Raw genomic sequence first — 17,657 nt, forward strand, 5'->3', positions numbered from 1 at the left:
ATGTTTAGTCAGGGATTTTCTGTTCGATACAGTTCGGTGCAATGGGATGGTTCGATTTGCAACCATGACTCTGTCTACTGCCAGGGTGCCATAGCGCCTCGGGACGTCATAAGTCAGTTCAGGCGTTATAGTTTATGGCTGAGTCTGTTTATACTGCTGAGCATCACGCTGTTCTGTCGTGTCGCTCAGGCACAGGCTCAAACATCGCCTTTAAACCCTGCACAAGCACCGGTCTCAATACAGGCGCAATCATTGACGGCAGAGCAAGCCCAGGCGGCAAAGCATTCTCAGGCATTGACAGATCAACACCCGGTAGCAGGAAAGTATATTTCCACCCATTCTGGACAAGGTTTTGCCCATTCAGGCAATCAGCCCATGCGCCAGGCAGATAACCGTATTTTTCAGGGTAAAGCCTATGCCGCCTGTGTGGTGGTACTGGATCGCGTTAACGAAACCGGTTTTACCCTGGTCCGGCGTTTTGGCCAGCTGACGCAGCAACAGATTGAAATTATCTACCGGGATAATCTGGACTATCTGCAAGATCGCAATAAGCCGGGCCATTATCTGTCAGATGGTATTTTTGGCTTTGTCACAGGAAAATGGCTGGCGTATTTCTGCAGCGAATTTGGTATGGATACTCAGGTGGATACCGATGCTTTTATCATTGATCTTCTGACAGCATTGTCTCAGATTGCCGAACTGAGTCAGCTATACCCCTTCTGGCGGGAACGTATTACTCCCTACAATCTGTTGCACTGGTCAACAGAGCGCAGCCAGCCGGTGCTGGACGGTTATCAGCAAAATCAGCTGACGTCGGCACAACCCAATATTGCCTATTACTATCGCCTGACTGTTGATGACATGGCCTATCTGGCCGAACGCAATGCCATTCTGAAACAACTGGATGGTCTTATTGGTCAGCAGTTTACCAGCCGCCTGGAAGCCAACAATGCAGTACGGCCGATACTGAAACAGCTGACTGAACGGTATGAACTGCTGTTAAACCAGGTGATTGAGGCCGAACCCGCAGCAGAGCCACAGGCAAAGACCAGAACCACAGGTACAGCTAAGACGGAAACGACCACCACCGTGACCACCACAACAGGTGAAGGTGAAGAACAGAAAACACAAAGCCATACTCAAACGGCAAACAGCACCCAGACCAGTGAATCGCTGGCTGCGCCAGAGGCGGCATCGGTTTATTCCATGACCCAGAACAGCGTCCGGCAATTGTTGTTGGATCTGGGGATCGTCAGCCTGGATAAAAAGACCCTGAAACAACTGAAAGTCCTTCAGGATCAGGTCTTTGCGCAACAATATCAACTGAATGTTGCCCTGAAACTGGCCGGGTTAAGTTATCTGAGTCAAGCGATGCGCCATAGTATCGCTGAGCAGGCGTTTAAACTGGGCGTACCGTTAAATAATGCCCGACCTATGGTCTGGCAGGCCACAGAAGGTTGCGGCTGTTCTGACAACCAGTTTCAGACCAATGGTAATCGTAACTTCTTTTATGGATTTTATCCCTACTGGACGGTTCTGGAAGACGGGGAAGGGATCGACTTCAGTCAGCTCAGTCGTATCGGGTACTTCTCTGCCGCCATTGTGCCTGAAATTAACGATCAGGGTAATCCGGTTGCTGAGCTGAAACTACCACAGAACTGGCAGAAAACCAGACCTTATGCTGACTTCATTTATAAAGCCCATAAGCACAAAGTTAAGGTGGATCTGGTGGTTACCAGTCCACGTAATTATACAGACAATGCTCCGGTTAAAGGAATCCGAGGATCAGGGGCATCTGATTCGGGCCAGCAAGCCAGTATTAACAATTTCTATGGCGAAGGACTGATCAATCGCATTGTTAGCACGGTCAAAGTGCCGCTGGACAATTATTGGATTAACCGGGCTAAACCAGTGATGTCTTTTGGTTTCAGCCCAATGCGGACTATGGCTGATGGCGTTACTCTGGATCTTGATTTAAGCCAGATGAACAGCAAAAGTGAACAGGAAGCCTTTAAGACCTTTATCACCGAACTGAAACAAAAACTGTCCGCCAATGATAAACAGCGCAGTATGGGGGAAAAAGTTAAGGCAAATAATCAGGATGAATACTTCCTGAATATTATGGTGCCGGTCAGTCAACTGATTGCCGGTCAGGGCTTTTTTACGCTGAGTAACCTGCGTAGCATCGCGCCTTATATCAATCTGTTTATTCTGGTGGCGGACCAGCCGGATCAGAATGATCAGGCCTTCCGTGTACAAGGCATATCGGACATTGAAGGTGATACCTCTGACTCGAAAAATGGCGGTGCTTCTCAAGCCGACGATACTTCGCAAAATAGTGGTGCCAACCCTGGTGAGGGTATTACCCGCAATAATGAACTGGATCTGATCCGGGATTTCCGGCGCTTTCTCAGTCAGCAATCTCAGGATGAGATGGCCTGGTTATTCAGTAAAATGGTGCCCATTCTGTTAACGCAGGACAATAAAAACACCCATGCCTTACTGAACGAGTTGGTCGGCTACAGCCGCTGGAGCTTTTCTGGCGCAGCCTATTGGACATTACCGTTAATTACAAGCGATTACACCATCATCAGTAATGCCTATTTCCCCAAAGAGGAAGCCGAAGGGATACCAGGCCTTATAAGTCAAGTAGCAACAAGCACTTGCGATATCTTATGCCCGCAACGCTGGACACTGCGCGCCCTGCTGTTTCTGCTTTTTATTACAGTGGTGGCCTGTGTCATCAGTACCCTGTGGTTTTACCGCCTGAGAAGCCTGGTTAAATCATGGTACTTTGCCATTTTTATCGTGGTGCTGTCGGTGTTTATTATGCTGGTGTTTAACTGTGATCCTTACTGGCGGGAACGCCAGCCGCTGATCTTCTTTATTTTTATCCTGGTGCTGCTGATTACAGGTGCGATTATTCAGCTGCATAAAAGCCGGGAAGGGCGTTATCCGTAATGGCCCGACCAGGCCTGAAGCAGGAAAGGCAAAAGATCTGCTATAGAAGCAGAGAGCAGGCCACAGTGAAAGAAGTGGAAGCAACAGCAGGAATATTAAAGGAAAACAGCACTGGGGCAGAGCACTGGTATCAATGAACAGAGTCAACAGGATAAGTCCTGTGAGACACATGTTATGGGGCAGAGGCCGCTATAGTGCGCTGCTTCATGCTATTGAAAGGGAATCGTTATGACCAATCAGCTTAATCAGCAGACACAGCAAGATGACAGTATTCGCGCTGCCGCCCACGCCGTTCAGCGACGAAAACACAGTAGCAATACAGGCATTAGCCTGCAGTTAAAAGATCAGCGTGTTGGGGGCGGTGTCAGTTCCGGGGGCGGCGTTAGCGCTGAGAGCGGGGAAAGCTCGGGTTTATTACAGCGGATATTGCAGCTTAAGCAATACCCTACGGCAGCGGCGCAGTTGCAAACTGACTTACTACAACGCCAACCCAATAAAACAGGATTGCCGGATAATCTGAAATCAGGCATGGAGAGTTTGTCGGGTATGAGTCTGGATCACGTCCGGGTGCACTATAACTCGTCAAAACCAGCAGCGGTACAGGCCCATGCCTATGCTCAGGGCAGTGATATTCATCTGGCCAGTGGTCAGGAGAGGCACCTGCCTCATGAACTGGGGCATGTGGTACAGCAGGCTCAGGGCCGGGTTCAGGCAACAACCACTGTAGGTGGTATGGCAGTGAATGATAATCCGGGCTTAGAAAATGAAGCGACCGCGATGGGGAATAAGGCGCTGAGTCTGGGTGGGTAAGACGGCAGCAGTGATAAGAGGTACCGATAAAGACGGGGTGCAGGGCTGAACACGTGAGTGATTCAGGGGTTAAGGATGATGATTAGTCGACGGGGCATCGCCTTGATGGATCAAGTGACGGATAAGGCGGTGATTTCGACAGCCTGGAACCAACTGTGCCAGCAGCGACAGGGTGATCATCATAATCAGGATATCTGGCATTTACGTTTTTACTGGCCAGTTAAGCGTGATGAGATTTGTCAGCGGTTGTCGCAGGGAGAATATAACTTTTCTCCTTGTCGGTCTGTGGTGGTGCAGGGTGAACGAGTCAGCCTGTGGTGTGCAGAAGATGCGCTGGTGCTTAAAGCGTTAACCCGTGTACTGAGTCGGGATGAATTAAGCCCGTGTTGTTATCACTTGCAGGGCCGTGGGGCTAAAGCGTGTGTGTCTCAGTTGAAAGGGTGCGTGGATCAGTATCGTTTTGTCTGTCGGTCTGATGTGGATTCTTATTACGACAGTATTGATCATGGTGTGTTGCTACGGCAGTTAGCGCCTTTGTTGATTAAGCTGGGTGATGATGGCCGGGTGCTGGCGTTGATAGAGCGTTTGTTGCAGCGGGTTGATAGTGTGGATGGGGCTTTGTTCCCGGTTTTTCGTGGGTTAAGTAAAGGGTGTGCGTTGTCGCCTTTGTTAGGGGCCATTTATTTGTTGGTGATGGATCGTCAGTTGGGTGAGTTTTGTGCCCGGCGAGGGTTGAAGTATTTTCGCTTTATGGATGACTGGGTCATTTTGTGTAAAACACGGCGTCAGTTGCGGCAGGTGGTTCGGATTATGAATCAGTGCCTGGATGCGGTTAAGCAGTGTAAGCATCCTTATAAGACATATATCGGGCGAATACGGGAGGAAGGGTTTGATTTTCTGGGGTACAGGATAACGCCGGGTACAGAGCGGAATGTGTCTCTGGCCTGGAAAACCTGGGCTAATCATGTGAGCAAACTTTTGCGGCTTTATGAGCAGGGTGCAAGCTGGGATCGCATTGCAGAGTATGTGAAACATTGGCTGGTGTGGGTTAGAAGTGGTGTGAGTATTGATCTTGGCAAGGTGATAAGTGAAGCGCTGGGTAGTGATATGGGACAGCGGTTGTTGAGGTTGATGCCGATTGATGCGGTTTATCGGAAGTATGTGGGTGAATGTTAGCGCAGGGTTGTTGTCCTGAATGTTATTTGTTTGAGGGCGGCGGCGGTGAATATTCAGCGGTAAGTATAAGAACAATATTCTAACGGGCATTGATCGCATCAGGTATCAATAAAAAGCTTCACTGCATACTCAAAGACTCATTCTTTTGCTACTCACTTATTAGAAAGGGGACAGACTTGCGTTATATACAAGCGTTACTTGGGCTCTCAAGCTCAAAAACGAAAGGGATATATACTCATATGACGATGAAGGGGGTTGAGAATCTTCGTTCACCACTGGATGAGATGGATATATAAGGGGTTTTTTATCAGCCAAATTGGCTATTAAAAGAACACTAAATAATAAATATATAGCCAGGATAAAGTCGACTTCGACTATTTTAGTTGTGATAGGCAATGAAGGAAAAGCCTATAACAATCAATAAAATCCAATTTTGAAGGTTTGAAATATGTATGCACAAGTAGAGAAGCCAGAAGAGAATAAAAGTAGGGTGTTTGCTAATCCTGTTGCTCAGAAGAAAAGTAATGGGGGGCAAGGTGTTAGGTTTGTTGATAATCGTACAAAAAATGGAGAAGCTGCGAACTCGCAAATAAAATGCTCATCAAACTGTTCTACAAAACAAAATAATTCTACTGTTCAGATGATGTGGGATTACAATACCCTTATAGCGATGGCTACAACTATAGGTATTGGGGTTTATACTATCTATTACCTCGTAAATAAGTACGGCTTTAAAAAAACATCAGAAACCATACAAGCTGTAAAAAATAGGTCAGGGGAAGGTGATGACGACCAAAGCCAAGTATTCACTTTATTGGGAGAAGAAAATAAAGGAGAAAAACGTGTCGAAGGGAAGAGGGAAGAAGACCTAGGAGATGCTAAAGAAAGCGAGGAGACATTTACGGGCTTGATAGATTACGACACCGCTTTCTTTGTCTCCCATGAAGGGAAAAAGTTAAAAATAAAAAACGAAACTGGAGTAAACTTTAACAGAGGGACTAAAGTGAACTATCAACTATACGAACATCCTAATATGAAAGAGCTTTTTTTCGCTCGACTTGTTTCGGCGGGAAATCTTTTACCTGATGACGGTGCACAACAAAAAAGAATTGACGCTTTGTCAAATAGAAAAACAGAGGTTGCAAAACTCAACCTCGTCAAGAAAATTGAACTGATTGGTAAACTAAATGCGTTAGGTGCACGGAAACACTATAGCGATAGGAAAGCTATTGCACGGAACGACAGGGACCTGAATGCGCTAATTCGTCAGCGTCTTGGACTCCATGATTTTAGTATAACCAAGATAAATGCAACATCTGATGAATTTTCTATCCCTTTAGGTGGTTTAATGTCGGTGGTCGGAGAGATAGAATATTCTGATAACTTAAAGACCTCAGTAAACAAAATTAAGGTTTGGCATGCAGGACCTTCTATGTAGATAAAGAAAGGAGAAAAAAGACCTGCAAACTTTTCTCTTGATTTAAAAGGAAAAAGTCGGGCGGATCAGAATTAACAGGACTTTTGGAGGAAAGATTAAATCAAGTTTTTTACATCACGATAGAAGTTTTCATGAGAACCAAGAGTAATAAGTTCAAGGGTGATAGTACCATCTTCGTAACTATAACCCAGGAGAGTCAGCTGCTTCACCATCTTGAACTTATATACCCTCAGAAATGCCAGATCACCTTTCTTTTTTTCTCCCAACAACGGGTTCTGAATAAGCTCCTTCACCGCAGCATCAAGATCTGATTTTTGATTGCTGTGCAGTTTCTTAACCGATTTTTTGAATGAAGCAGTTTGTAATACCTGAGTGATTTTAGCCAAACTCGTAAGCCTCTAATTTTCCAGCTTCTTTTTCAGCTTTTGCAATAATAGCCTGCTTTACAAACTCATAAGGTAAGTCAGGGTTATCCTCCATTATTTCGCCAATTTTAGCCCAGTGTTCAATTTGCTTTGGCGTTGTCCGATTAAGTGCTTCCGCCATAATAGAAGCTCTGTCTACCAGCTCTTTATCGAGTCTTATACTTGATGTTGCCATTTTATAAATCTCCTATGCGTTATTTCAGGTAGTGTAGCAATTTGCCACAGGGGCAGCAATTTGCAAAAAAAGAAAAAAAAAGAAAAAGGACAGGCAAAATTATCTCTTTGATTTTTAAGAAAAAATTGACCATTAGTAATGTCGCAATCAATCTTCTACACTTTATTAACGGACTAAGGAAGAGTCTGACTACTGGCAAGGAGGCTTGTTATGACCCGCGCTCGCAAAGAGCAAATCAGCCTGGCTGATACGGCTTACTATCATTGTATTTCCCGCTGTGTTCGTCGTGCATTTCTTTGTGGTGAAGATCGTTTCACCGGGCGTTCTTATGATCATCGTCGACAATGGGTTCTGGAGCGATTAACCCTGTTAGATCAGATATTTGCCATTGATATCTGTGCTTATGCCATTATGTCGAATCACTACCATCTGGTGCTTTATATTAATCAGCCTGAGGTTGAAGCCTGGTCTGATGATGAGGTGATTGAACGCTGGATGCGTTTATTTACCGGTCCCATGCTGGTGCATCGTTATATCAGAGGCGAGTGCAAAACTCAGGCAGAGTATAAAAAGGTGGCTGAGATTATCGCGTTATGGCGTGAGCGCCTGGCGGATATCAGCTGGTTTATGAAGTGTCTGAATGAGTACATTGCCAGAAGAGCCAATGCCGAAGATCAGTGCAAGGGTCATTTCTGGGAAAGTCGGTTTAAGTGTCAGGCTCTGTTGGATGAAGCGGGCTTGCTGACGTGTATGGCATACGTTGATCTTAATCCGGTGCGTGCGGTGATGGCAAGCTGCCCGGAAGAGTCCGATTTTACTTCGGTACAGCAACGGATACGAGAATATCATTCCGAACGGAATAATCAGGATCATCCGGTTTTAAAAGGCTTTTCTGCCAGACAAGCGGATAGTCATCGTTGTATTGCTTTTGATTATGCCGATTATCTTGAGCTGGTGGATTGGAGCGGTCGTTGCTGTCGTCAGGATAAACGCGATGCCATTGGTGCTGCGATACCGCCTATTCTGGAGAGATTAAATATTGCTCCGGATGCCTGGATGGTCGCTATGCGGCCCTCAGGATTTCCTCTTAATCGCGCTTTAGGGCGACAAGACAGGATGAGTCGATACGCTAGCAATAATGGCTGTTGCTGCATTCAGGGCAAAGTGCCAGCTGTTTATTTTTTTACTAAGAACAGAGCATTACTGGCAATTGATCGGATGTGTTTTTCAGATTACATCTCATAACATGTCATAGTGGATGTACTTTTACTACCAATAGTAATTAAATGACTTCATCTGTAATAGCTTGATACTGATAAGTTCGTGTTTTTGTATTATAACTATCATAATGTAGCTGAGTCTGAGGGCTTTTGATACAGCTCTTGCCTATAAATATGAAGGTTATGATATTTAAATTACGGTCATAACAAATAAATGAAATCATAACTGAGTAAAAGGAGTTTACACGTTGAAAACAGCAACCTTATGGCGAATATCAGCCATTGTGTCCATCTTGTTGGCTATAATACTAGTGAACATGTGGTCACAAATGAACCAGTATTATATTGAACCTTCTCAGTTAACTGATGAAGAGTCTGCAAATACTTATTTGCAGGAGCACTGGGAAAGCCAGGTGGACGCCACCAAAAACGGACCTATGATTAAAATTAAAACGGGTCTGTTCATACAGTCACTGAAGTTTTTTAACTCAACTGAAGTGAATCTGTCAGGTTATATCTGGCAGACCTACAAAGATGGGGTACACGATAATATTAAGCCGGGACCTTCTGATGTAGGTTTTATACTCCCGGAGCAAGTCAACTCTGGCAGTGATATTCAACCTCGTGAAGCTTATCGCATCCGCAATGGCGATGAAGAGGTCATTGGTTGGTATTTTGAAGCAACATTACGTCAGCCGTTCGATTATTCCAAATATCCATTTGACCATAAGACAGTATGGGTACGCATCTGGCCTGAAAGCTTTTCTCAGAACGTAGTATTAGTCCCTGATTTTAATGCCTATAAATCAACCGGACCGTCGGATACTTTCGGTATTGCAGAAAGCATTGTGCTGGGAACCTGGGAGCGGCAGAACACCTTTTTTGATTATAAACTATCCAGTTATGATACTAATTTTGGTATAGCGAATTATACTGGACAGACTGATTTTCCAGAGCTTTATTATAACTTTGTAGTAAAACGTAAGTTTGAAAACGCATTTATTATTTACTTGCTCCCTTTGTTTCTTGTGTCGGCGCTTCTGTTTGCAGCCTTGCTGACAGTCAGTAGTAATGATGAGTTATCAAATAGATTTGGATTTAATACTTCAGGTTTTATCGGTGCTAGTTCTGCATTGTTCTTTGTCGTTATGCTTGCTCATATTCAATTGCGTGAACAGTTTGGTGGTGAGGGGATCGTTTATATAGAGTATTTCTACATCATTATGTATGGACTACTGGTTACAGCCACTGCAAATACATATCTTTTTTCAATCCGGTCGAACATCTGGGGAAATATTATCTCTTATAATGACAATATTATTCCTAAGGTAGCATACTGGCCTTTTGTTCTGAGTACACTCATTGCCGTTACCTGGTACGTTATGTAGCTTTGTGATCCAGACTGTAATTTATCGGAGTGCAAAAATATAATGCTTTTCACAGATCGTGGATCTGGTCAACAGATTCACGATTTATCACTTTATATGTTGTTGATATGTTGCTGTATCAGAGCATACCCCTTTATGCGACATGCTCTGAAATTTCCCTATTGCCTCTTAATTGACCTGAGTGCCTGTATTTATCCCTGACTGACATTTTATTCTTTAACGGGAAGAAGCAGAAACGGCCAATTCATAGCTGGTAAACTGATGACCCATAAATTCATTCTGGCTGACATTTTTTGATAATTTGCGCAGAAACTTATATTCTGGCCGGGTGTGCAGAAAGTGAATAAACACCGTGTTGTGCCCGAATGCCTTTGCCCAGCTCATAAGATCACGAAACACAGTTTTCCCCAGGCCCCAATGAGCATCATCAATAATTATGGCGATCTCATACTGATCGTTCTCAAGCTGTATACCGCACCACCCAACCAGCTGATGATCAATCCGAATTGCCCTGACCTGACATCCTGGCATTGCATCAACAGCTATTTTACCTTGCATCCATGCATTGACACTTTCGAGATCAAATACCTCATGGGCTATCAGGTGTGTCCGGGTTGACGATTTATTCAGTATGGGCAAAAAATCTGTCGGGGCGATCTCTTCAAATGACACATATTCCAGCCCGGTCATATCTGTGCTGGTTTCAGAATGATTACGGTTGATCTGTTCTGGATGATCATTGGTGGTCATCATCAAAATCCTCTATGGTTTGGACAAACATTCTGCCTACGGTGTTTTCAAGCCTGTTTTCTCAAAGCTTCAGCAACTCAATCTGAATAGCCTCACTGTGTGACTGCTGAAGATGTTATATGTTCATTATCTTATTCTGTGACAGACTCGTTTTTGCAAGTGGTTTTGCTCCTGAGGCTCTGCTCTGTTTTTCTGCCGTGCACTGTTTTGCCTGATTACCCTGAGCTGACGACACCTTTTGCTCTCTGCATCCAGGTATACGTATCGTTTTCCTCGTTATCCGAATCCTTACTTTTGATTATAAGAGCAGATCGATTGCTGCTTTTAACTCTGGGTTAACACACAAGTAACAATCACAGGGCTACCTAAAAAAAACAGTAAGATTAATATACGCAACATCAAGTCACGACTTACTCATTACGAGGAATACATTATGAATACTTTTACTAAACTGGTTATCGCATCTGTCGCAGCTATTTCAACTCAGGCAATGGCCGATACTCAATCTAATCCTTTTGCAGCAATTGAACCTGCAGCTTATTCTCAGGAAGCTAATCTGAGTGGCAGCTCAACAATCAGTAACGATGTTATTGTACTGAAAGCCGTTGAACCTGCTATTAGCTCTAAAGAAACTTTGCTGACGGATTCAAATAATATTTCTTATGCTTTTGAAGAAGTGGCATTTCATGATGTAGAACCGGTATCTGTATCTAAAGAAGCTATTCTGTAAACCAGACCAATAGCCTGTATAGCGGAACTTGCAAGGTTGCAGAATGATGTTTATATCGATAACCAGTATACCCCAGGATTTTTATCAATATAGACTCAGTATTATAAAGGATAGGATAGAGCAGGCAGTAAAGTAAGGTGTCGCGTAACATACAGCGATGCCCACTTTATTGCCTGTAGTCTTCTATATCAGAGATGGTTTTAAATCATCACTGATATTACACTTAGCCATTGCAATTAATATTACAATTTATAGTGTGTCAGGTGTGATGTCTGCAACACCAACCAGATAAGAACCTGTGTCGCTATTAGCCTGAGGATCAATAGCAATATAATGGGTTCCGGTCTGCTGTGGAGTATATACCAGCAAGTGGTCACCATCCTCTTGCTTAGCTGATTGAACGTCGCTAGTACCACCATACAGAGTCATTGAAATGGAATCTCTCCACTCTCCATTGACTGTCATAGCGGATTTTAACTCTGTCAGATCACCACTAAGACTGATAGCATATACTGAGCCTAGCTGTAAATCTACAGCAATCCAGTCCTGATCACCGCCTGTTTCTATAACGCCTTCCAGAGATTCTCCTACCTGCATACTGATTGCAGTTTCAGCCCGATTACCAGTATTATCTTCTACAGTACTTTCAGATATATTTAAAGAATAGTCGCCAGTATTGACTACCCAACCGTTGTCAATAATGTAGTTTTCTGAACTTACGTTTAAATGGTAAGTTGAAGTGACATTAGGAGTGAATTCTATTTGAATAGCTCCATCGTTAATGACTTCATGTTCTATTGGATACATACCCCACTTATGGGATATTATAAGATTCAGAGCTTCGATGTCATCACTTTCTAATGTTATCATGTAAGCCTGATCAGCTTGCAGTTCAATCGAGTACATATCAGACTTATCATTTGTACTAGCAATTATCTCACTATGTGTTTCAGATAGTATTAACTTGTTGGCAGTGTTATAGACTGAGTCATAGTCCAGGCCTGCGTCATCAAAATAACTGTGGACCTGTTCTGCATTGAGGTCCCCGTAAATATCTGCCAGCATCTGTGCTGTCAGGTTATGACTTCTCCCAAAAGATAAAATCTCTCCAGGATTACCAATGTTACTAACAATAAAGTCACGTGCTTCGGAGATTGTGATGCTATATTCGGACAGGTGATCAGATAAAGACATATTGATTCCTTTGTTTTCCATTTTATATATTCTTTTCGGCTGTTCCTTTACCCGCGCAAATATACCATCAATATATTATGTTTTGTATGAATTTAATTTGTCCTGATAGTTTTGAAACAATAAAAAACATTTTGTAAAAGTTTATCCGCGTAACCTGAAATAGTATAAAAATATCAGGCGACTTTAAATGCCGCAATCACGTATAAGAGAATAAATTTTAAAATCTATGCAGGCCTTATAACTAAAAGCCTTGCTTTAATACAAGAGACATAAATATCCAGGGTGGCATATTAACTGTACAGATATACCGGAAGCTGAATGACGCAAGTAGATGTTCAGTAGCAAGCAGACATAAAAAAGCGGAATAACCGCAAGCAGGTTATTCCGCAACATCCGAATCATCATCGACAGCATATCAGTTACAGGCTCGATAGAAGCCTTTGCAGAGTGTGAACTGGTCCGGGTATGCGACCTTCTGATCCGGAAAATTAGTGCTAAGAGTGCAAGATTAATGCAGGCAGAGGATCAGAGCAAAATCCTCTGCCATACGGTGCTTAGTAGCACCATTTACAGCGATCAGCTTGGGAAGGAGAAGCTTACGCCCTCACGTACACCACTGGATGGCCAACGCTGAGTAATCGTCTTACGTTTAGTGTAGAAACGTACAGAATCCGGACCATAAGCGTGCAGGTCACCGAACAGGGAGCGTTTCCAGCCACCAAAGCTGTGGTAAGACACAGGTACAGGCAGGGGTACGTTGATACCTACCATGCCTACTTCAATATGATCAGAGAAGTAACGTGCGGCTTCACCGTCACGGGTGAAGATACAGGTGCCGTTACCGTACTCATGATCGTTGATCATTTTCATAGCGGCTTCCATAGAATCCGCACGTACAACCTGCAGTACAGGACCAAAAATCTCTTCCTGATAGCTGACCATATCCGTTGTTACGTTGTCGATCAGTGTTGCACCAACAAAGAAACCATCTTCATAGCCCGCCACCTGAGGATCACGGCCATCAACCACTACGCTGGCACCATCGGCTTCAGCGCTGTTGATATACCCCACAACTTTCTCCTGATGAGCACGAGTAATCACAGGACCAAAGTCATTGGAGCTGTCAGTATAAGCGCCTACTTTCAGAGGCTTCATCGCTTCTTTCAGCTTAGCCACCAGTGTATCTGCCGCCTGGTCACCAACCGCAACTGCTACAGATAGTGCCATACAACGCTCACCAGAAGAACCAAAGGCAGCACCCAGCAGCTGATTTACTGCGTTATCCATATCCGCATCCGGCATAACGATAGCGTGGTTCTTTGCACCACCCAGTGCCTGACAGCGCTTGCCATTGGCATTTGCTGTGCTGTAGATATATTCCGCAATTGGGGTGGAACCTACAAAGCTCACTGCTTTAACACGCTGATCCGTCAGCAGTACATCAACGGCTTCTTTATCACCGTTAACTACGTTCATCACTCCATCCGGCAGACCTGCTTCTTTCAGCAGCTGTGCGATAAACATCGTGGAGGATGGATCACGCTCAGATGGCTTCAGTACAAAGGTGTTACCGCAAGCAATCGCCATTGGGTACATCCACAGCGGAACCATCGCCGGGAAGTTAAACGGTGTAATACCGGCTACGACACCCAGAGGCTGGAACTCGCTCCAGGAATCAATGCCTGGACCTGTGTTACGGCTGTGTTCACCTTTCAGCAGCTCAGCAATACCGCAAGCATATTCTACGTTTTCAATACCACGCTGCAGTTCACCTGCTGCATCGTGACCAATCTTACCGTGTTCTTCACCAATCATACGGCAGATAGTGTCAGCATGCTGTTCCAACAGAGCTTTAAAGCGGAACATCACTGCAGCACGTTTACCAACTGGCGTATTACGCCATGCAGGATAAGCGGCTTCTGCAGCGGCAATCGCTTCTTCTACTGTGGCTTTAGTTGCCAGTGCAACCTGCTTACTGGCTTCGCCCGTTGCCGGGTTGAATACATCTTGCAGACGTCCTGCGTCTTCACGGATTTCTCCGTTAATCAGGTGGCCAACGATTGTCATGGTGTGCATCTCTATCTGTAGTTGTTGTATTGAATCTGTGTTGTATCGGATACCGCCAGAGTGCCGGTATATCCCGGTACTCTGGTTTAGAAATCGATTAATCCAGTTCGTTAATGGCGTCGCCCAGTGCATTGATCAGTCGATCGATCTCTTCAGGCTCTGTGGTAAATGGCAGACCCAGCTGAATAGTGTCGCCGCCATAGCGCACATAGAAACCTTTCTCCCAGCACTTCATCGCAATCTGGAATGGACGCAGTGCCGGTTCACCCGGAGCCGCTTCAATCGTCAGTGCGCCAGCCAGACCAAAGTTACGGATATCATTCACGTAACGGGTGCCTTTCAGGCTGTGTAGCATTTCCTGGAACTGAGGCGAGATAGAACGTACCCGCTCAATCAGGTTATCTTTCTGCAGCAATTCCAGTGAGGCCAGACCTGCAGCACAGGCAACCGGGTGAGCGGAATAGGTATAACCGTGTGGCAGCTCCATCATATATTCCGGGCCACCGGTTTCCATGAACGTATCGTAGATCTCTTGCTTAGCGATAACAGCACCCATAGGTACGACACCATTGGTCAGCTGTTTCGCTGTGGTCATCAGATCCGGTACCACACCAAAAGCTTCAGCGCCGGTATTGGCTCCCATGCGACCGAAAGCCGTGATTACTTCATCAAAAATCAGCAGGATGTTGTGCTGAGTACAGATCTCACGCAGACGTTTCAGATAACCTTTTGGTGGTGGAATCACACCGGCAGAACCAGACATCGGCTCAACAATCACAGCGGCGATGTTGGATGCATCATGCAGAGCAATCTGTTCCAGCAGTTCATTGGCCAGGTGTTCACCGGTTTCAGGCTGTCCCTGAACAAAACGATTTTCTGGCAGCATGGTGTGTGGCAGATGTGTTGCTTCTACTCCAGGACCGAACAAAGCGCGGTTAGCACCAATACCACCAACACTGAAACCACCAAAGTTAACACCGTGATACCCCTTGGCACGACCGATCAGGCGAGTTTTGCTGGCCTGACCTTTTTTACGCCAGTAAGCACGGGAAATTTTCAGTGCGGTTTCAACAGACTCAGAACCGGAGCCGGTGAAGAAAACACGATTCATACCTTCAGGCATAAACTCGGTAATTTTCTGGGCCAGCTCAAATGCTTTAGGGTGACCAAACTGGAACGCCGGAGCGTAATCCAGCTCACGTACCTGACGGCTGATCGCATCTGCAATCTCAGGGCGACTGTGGCCTGCACCACAGGTCCACAGACCTGACAGACCATCAAAAATTTTGCGACCATCGGCATCGGTATAATAGTTACCTTCTGCAGATACTATGATGCGAGGATCTTTTTTAAACTGACGATTGCCGGTGTAAGGCATCCAGTAAGCGTCCAGCTGAGCCTGGGTCAGACCTGCCGGGTTGTTAGTGTTTTTGTTTTCCACGGGCCACCTCTGAATGGAGCGACATTGAACTCATTTGATGGCTCTATTGTGGAAGTGAAGCTAAGTTTAATAAATTCGTACTTATTTAATTAAAGTTAAACAATTGCTTACCTTTTGGTTTTACAAAGAAGGATCAGAATTCAGGCAGAAAAAACAGAATGAAAAACAAGACGTAAGCAGCCGGAAAGGGCCTTGCGGCCCGGATAAGGCAGAGAAAACATCTACTGAAAAAAGGCTTGCATCAATACTCAATCCAGTATTTCAGACCGGTTCGTTGCAAAAATTCTTCGGCTTTTTCTCCTTGCAGTAATGCCAGGCTGGCAATCAGACCACTCTGGGTACAGGTAGGGGCTGCTACAGTGACAGAGCGCGCGGCATTTTCCACTGGCCAGCCGGTTTTAGGATTCAGCAGATGACCATAACGCTTGCCTTCTTTCAGCAGGTAACGCTGGTTGTCACCGGATGAGGCCAGAGCACCACCCTCCATATTCAGTAATGTCATGTCCCGATTATCTTTTTCCATAGATGCAATGGCGACTTTCCAGCCTTCTGCAGGCTGATCGTCTGCACGAATACGCGGTCCCGAACAGGCAATATCACCATCCAGGTTGATCAGTAATGAACATGGTTTATCCGGTACTTCTTCCTGCAGATACTGCATGGCGAGCCCCAGTACCCGGTCAACGGCATATTCTTTTCCGATACCGCCAAGATCCAGCTCGGTATCTTCTGGCAGATGAATACGCGCCGGTTTCACCGTGCCATCCGGTCGTTCCTCTGCCGGGCTGAGCAATACTCTCTGCCAGCCAATAAAGGACAACAGTGGTGATATTTCGTCATGATCGGGGATACTGTCACTGCCATCAAATTGCCAGGCTTTACGCAAAACACCTGACGTAATATCGAACAGGCCATCAGACAGCTGCCAGCCCTGATCCGCAAAGGCCAGTAGACGAGCACTTTCCTTGTCCAGATCAATCCACTGCCCCCTGTTTTTATGCAGATGATCATGCCAGTTATCTTTTTGATAACGGCTGTACTTAAACTCAATGCGCCAGGTCTCACAGACTACTAACCGGGACAGCTGTTCTGCCAGTCCGGTTTCACTGTCAGGCAGATCGATCATTAATTCACAGTTGCCGCCCATAGCCTGAAATTGCAGCAGAAAATAGTCTGCCGGACGGGATAGCTCTGCTGCTGGATGTTCACAAGGATTTTCTTTCGGAGTGAACGTTAAGGGTGTGGTCTGCATAATATTTCCCCGCGCTGACCGTACATGATAGTAGTGTCAGAGTTAATAACCAACGATCAGCATGACGATTGTAATACTCACCGTTGTGTACCGCTGAAATAACCGTGTTCTTATATTCTCCGGATGACAGCAGAGGAATATATCGGCTTCTTGCCTGAACTGATGTTGATTGCTGGCGAAGGCTATAAAAATCGCCATGTACTACAGATGTACCGTATAAAATAGAAACATCATAATACCATCTTTCGGCAGAGTTCATTTTCCCGTTAATTAACACATGCTTAAAGGTATATGTGAAAGAGGGCTCATATGAGTGGTCTGACCTGCATTGCTACTCTGGATAATATAAAGCCGGAAAGCAATACTGAAGAAAATCAGTAAACGGGCATTCCGGCATATTGCCAATGGGCTATTAATACTCAGTGGTGTACTGATGATACTGTCGCTTTCTCGCTGTTATTAAAGTAATGCTGAACATTGTTATTAACGTGGTTCTTAACGATGCCCTGATCCAGATTCGTAGTATAGGTAAGCACCTCAACATAAATACTTCTTGCTTCTCCGGCCAGTGGCCGGAGAAGCAAAGGGTATAAATATCGGAAAACTTCTGTGCAGGCACTTATCGGAATA

At 45.0% G+C, this 17,657-nt stretch carries 14 protein-coding genes; 7 read left to right on the forward strand and 7 right to left on the reverse strand.

Going from position 1 to position 17,657, the window contains the following annotated elements; translation table 11 throughout:
- From H4O21_RS11170 to H4O21_RS11185, 4 genes are all read left to right on the forward strand, one after another.
- Window positions 1-2,961 (forward strand): tetraspanin family protein, encoded by a 2,961-nt coding sequence (locus H4O21_RS11170; protein ID WP_182808953.1) that lies wholly within the window; start codon window positions 1-3, stop codon window positions 2,959-2,961.
- Between the two features lie 228 nt (window positions 2,962-3,189).
- Window positions 3,190-3,771, forward strand: coding sequence for an eCIS core domain-containing protein (locus tag H4O21_RS11175; protein WP_220495622.1), 582 nt, complete (start codon window positions 3,190-3,192; stop codon window positions 3,769-3,771).
- A gap of 75 nt (window positions 3,772-3,846) precedes the next feature.
- Window positions 3,847-4,947 carry a reverse transcriptase domain-containing protein gene (locus H4O21_RS11180; RefSeq protein ID WP_182808954.1) on the forward strand — a complete coding sequence of 367 codons (1,101 nt, stop codon included), beginning with the start codon at window positions 3,847-3,849 and terminating at the stop codon, window positions 4,945-4,947.
- Between the two features lie 448 nt (window positions 4,948-5,395).
- Complete coding sequence (locus H4O21_RS11185) at window positions 5,396-6,385, forward strand: hypothetical protein (protein WP_182808955.1); 990 nt, start codon at window positions 5,396-5,398, stop codon at window positions 6,383-6,385.
- Between the two features lie 95 nt (window positions 6,386-6,480).
- Here the strand turns inward: H4O21_RS11185 and H4O21_RS11190 are convergent, their stop codons facing one another.
- Together H4O21_RS11190 and H4O21_RS11195 are read right to left on the reverse strand one after the other, a co-directional pair.
- Window positions 6,481-6,771, reverse strand: a complete 291-nt coding sequence (locus tag H4O21_RS11190; protein WP_182808956.1) for a type II toxin-antitoxin system RelE/ParE family toxin — start codon at window positions 6,769-6,771, stop codon at window positions 6,481-6,483.
- Window positions 6,764-6,985 (reverse strand): TA system antitoxin ParD family protein, encoded by a 222-nt coding sequence (locus tag H4O21_RS11195; RefSeq protein WP_182808957.1) that lies wholly within the window; start codon window positions 6,983-6,985, stop codon window positions 6,764-6,766. The genes H4O21_RS11190 and H4O21_RS11195 overlap by 8 nt, the downstream gene beginning before the upstream one ends.
- A gap of 210 nt (window positions 6,986-7,195) precedes the next feature.
- Here H4O21_RS11195 and H4O21_RS11200 point away from each other — a divergent pair, with 210 nt between their 5' ends.
- Both H4O21_RS11200 and H4O21_RS11205 read left to right on the forward strand, forming a co-directional pair.
- Window positions 7,196-8,230, forward strand: coding sequence for a transposase (locus H4O21_RS11200; RefSeq protein ID WP_220495623.1), 1,035 nt, complete (start codon window positions 7,196-7,198; stop codon window positions 8,228-8,230).
- Between the two features lie 223 nt (window positions 8,231-8,453).
- A complete protein-coding gene (locus H4O21_RS11205; protein ID WP_220495624.1) occupies window positions 8,454-9,593 on the forward strand; it encodes a ligand-gated ion channel in 1,140 nt (379 codons plus the stop codon).
- Window positions 9,594-9,809: 216 nt separating this feature from the next.
- Here H4O21_RS11205 and H4O21_RS11210 read toward each other — a convergent pair whose 3' ends face one another.
- On the reverse strand, window positions 9,810-10,346 hold the full coding sequence (locus H4O21_RS11210; protein WP_255487267.1) for a GNAT family N-acetyltransferase: 537 nt from the start codon (window positions 10,344-10,346) through the stop codon (window positions 9,810-9,812).
- Between the two features lie 430 nt (window positions 10,347-10,776).
- On the opposite strand from H4O21_RS11210, the gene H4O21_RS11215 reads away from it, so the two are divergent.
- A complete protein-coding gene (locus H4O21_RS11215; RefSeq protein ID WP_182808958.1) occupies window positions 10,777-11,073 on the forward strand; it encodes a hypothetical protein in 297 nt (98 codons plus the stop codon).
- Window positions 11,074-11,322: 249 nt separating this feature from the next.
- Here the strand turns inward: H4O21_RS11215 and H4O21_RS11220 are convergent, their stop codons facing one another.
- The 4 genes from H4O21_RS11220 to H4O21_RS11235 form a co-directional block, all read right to left on the reverse strand.
- The gene (locus H4O21_RS11220) at window positions 11,323-12,267 is read right to left on the reverse strand and encodes a hypothetical protein (RefSeq protein ID WP_182808959.1); all 945 of its coding nucleotides are present in this window, start codon (window positions 12,265-12,267) and stop codon (window positions 11,323-11,325) included.
- A 576-nt stretch (window positions 12,268-12,843) separates the two neighbouring features.
- A complete protein-coding gene (locus H4O21_RS11225) occupies window positions 12,844-14,334 on the reverse strand; it encodes a CoA-acylating methylmalonate-semialdehyde dehydrogenase (RefSeq protein WP_182808960.1) in 1,491 nt (496 codons plus the stop codon).
- A 97-nt stretch (window positions 14,335-14,431) separates the two neighbouring features.
- The gene (gene aptA, locus H4O21_RS11230) at window positions 14,432-15,775 is read right to left on the reverse strand and encodes an omega-aminotransferase AptA (protein WP_368737545.1); all 1,344 of its coding nucleotides are present in this window, start codon (window positions 15,773-15,775) and stop codon (window positions 14,432-14,434) included.
- A gap of 241 nt (window positions 15,776-16,016) precedes the next feature.
- Window positions 16,017-17,027: an FAD:protein FMN transferase gene (locus tag H4O21_RS11235; RefSeq protein WP_182808961.1), complete on the reverse strand. Its 1,011-nt coding sequence runs from the start codon at window positions 17,025-17,027 to the stop codon at window positions 16,017-16,019.
- Window positions 17,028-17,657 lie beyond the last annotated feature (630 nt).

This window comes from Oceanospirillum sediminis, assembly GCF_014164585.1.
GTDB lineage: Bacteria > Pseudomonadota > Gammaproteobacteria > Pseudomonadales > Halomonadaceae > Oceanospirillum > Oceanospirillum sediminis.

Coding starts and splice junctions, on each gene's coding strand:
- H4O21_RS11170 (WP_182808953.1), top strand. CDS start 1: ATGTTTAGTCAGGGATTTTCTGTTCGATACAGTTCGGTGCAATGGGAT.
- H4O21_RS11175 (WP_220495622.1), top strand. CDS start 3,190: ATGACCAATCAGCTTAATCAGCAGACACAGCAAGATGACAGTATTCGC.
- H4O21_RS11180 (WP_182808954.1), top strand. CDS start 3,847: ATGATGATTAGTCGACGGGGCATCGCCTTGATGGATCAAGTGACGGAT.
- H4O21_RS11185 (WP_182808955.1), top strand. CDS start 5,396: ATGTATGCACAAGTAGAGAAGCCAGAAGAGAATAAAAGTAGGGTGTTT.
- H4O21_RS11195 (WP_182808957.1), bottom strand. CDS start 6,985: ATGGCAACATCAAGTATAAGACTCGATAAAGAGCTGGTAGACAGAGCT.
- H4O21_RS11200 (WP_220495623.1), top strand. CDS start 7,196: ATGACCCGCGCTCGCAAAGAGCAAATCAGCCTGGCTGATACGGCTTAC.
- H4O21_RS11210 (WP_255487267.1), bottom strand. CDS start 10,346: ATGATGACCACCAATGATCATCCAGAACAGATCAACCGTAATCATTCT.
- H4O21_RS11215 (WP_182808958.1), top strand. CDS start 10,777: ATGAATACTTTTACTAAACTGGTTATCGCATCTGTCGCAGCTATTTCA.
- H4O21_RS11220 (WP_182808959.1), bottom strand. CDS start 12,267: ATGTCTTTATCTGATCACCTGTCCGAATATAGCATCACAATCTCCGAA.
- H4O21_RS11225 (WP_182808960.1), bottom strand. CDS start 14,334: ATGACAATCGTTGGCCACCTGATTAACGGAGAAATCCGTGAAGACGCA.
- H4O21_RS11235 (WP_182808961.1), bottom strand. CDS start 17,027: ATGCAGACCACACCCTTAACGTTCACTCCGAAAGAAAATCCTTGTGAA.